The organism is Streptomyces sp. NPDC058620 (genome assembly GCF_042717135.1).
Classification (GTDB): Bacteria; Actinomycetota; Actinomycetes; order Streptomycetales; family Streptomycetaceae; genus Streptomyces.
The window spans coordinates 1-1,296 of sequence record NZ_JBHXQO010000157.1 but is presented as its reverse complement, the minus strand read 5'-3'; the positions used below and the strand labels follow the sequence as shown (position 1 = coordinate 1,296).

Below are 1,296 nucleotides of genomic sequence, written 5' to 3'. Positions count from 1 at the left end.
GAGGTCTCGTCGCGGCCCACCCGCACGTATCAAAACTCTCGTCCGTCGCTGGTTATCAGCGGCACCAGCGACCTCGCTCGCCGCTGCTTACTGTCGGCCCGATATCGAATGGTGGTCCGCCGAGCTGACGAACAAGCAGAGGCACAGAGGCACCCACAACACTGTCCATGCGCTCGTAAAGGACTAGAAGTAGTGCTTACGCCCGCCGACCATACGTCCGCTTGCGCCAAGGAGCCACAGGACGGCGCCCACCACGACGAGCACACCGCCGATGGTCGTCAGCAACGACATGCCGACAAGCAAGCCTATTATGAGCAGAATGGCACCAAGCAGAATCATGTCAGTTCCCATCATCGAGTCTCGTAGGCGTGTACAAACCTCCGCTTCACAGCGGCCCCATCACGCCCGACCGGTACATCCTGGCTAACCTCGGGTCGATGGTTATCAGGTCCTGTCGCGCTCATCCTTGTGCCCCGCAATACCGTGTTCATGCACACCTCACGGTCACAACGAGATTCGCCTTCACGATCACCCCTTTCACCGATCGCGTCGGCACCGAATCATGACGGGCTGAGGAGGGCTGACCGGCGAGCAGCGGCAACGGCTTGAGCGGCTGTTGCCGCCTGACCATCGCAGATACCTTCGTCTTCACGGAGAGCCGCGCAGTCTGCTTTTCCCTCGTCGTCACCGTCCGACGGGGAGGAAGCCGAACGCCTCGTGCCCGTGTGGCCGGACGAGGCGACGCGAAACCGCTCGCCCACAGCCGCCGAGGCCCGAGGTGACTGGGAGCGGCATCGGTCATCTGCCGACGCCGCTCGTGAGCGGTCCTCGCACGACGTTCTACCGCGGGCTTTCACCACTGGGCGCGTCTAAAAAATCTGGTGGAATGACAATGAAGGCTTGGGGTAGACGGGCTGGCGAGTATCCCGTGTACGCGAGGGCGAGAGGAAAACGTCCCATGCTGATGGCCCACCCGGCAGTCCTCCAGAACCTGCTTGAGCAGTACGACACCCTGCGGCTCTTGCATGCCGAGAACGGCAGCCCGGAAGTGCAACAGCGAATGGACGATCTCGCCTACACACTGTGCGTCTCGACCGGCACCCGTGACATCGACACCGCACTCATCGCCGCCCGCCACCAGTTGCCTGGCGCCCGCCCTGAGGACGATTCCCTCCTGACTGCCTGAACAACGCGTCCTTAACTTGATCTTTAACCTGTGCGGCGTGGACGCGGGGTCGTTGACTTCTTCGTGCGTCGCTTCGCGGAGCCTGGTCTGCCAACTGTGTGCACGTCATA

2 protein-coding genes are annotated in these 1,296 nt (G+C 62.2%); one reads left to right on the top strand and one right to left on the bottom strand.

Annotated elements, in window-relative coordinates; translation table 11 throughout:
• Positions 1-183: 183 nt before the first annotated feature.
• Positions 184-291, bottom strand: coding sequence for a DUF6131 family protein (locus ACFWSK_RS37800; protein WP_383796739.1), 108 nt, complete (start codon positions 289-291; stop codon positions 184-186).
• A 667-nt stretch (positions 292-958) separates the two neighbouring features.
• Here ACFWSK_RS37800 and ACFWSK_RS37795 point away from each other — a divergent pair.
• Positions 959-1,186, top strand: coding sequence for a DUF5133 domain-containing protein (locus ACFWSK_RS37795; protein ID WP_383796736.1), 228 nt, complete (start codon positions 959-961; stop codon positions 1,184-1,186).
• Positions 1,187-1,296: the final 110 nt, after the last annotated feature.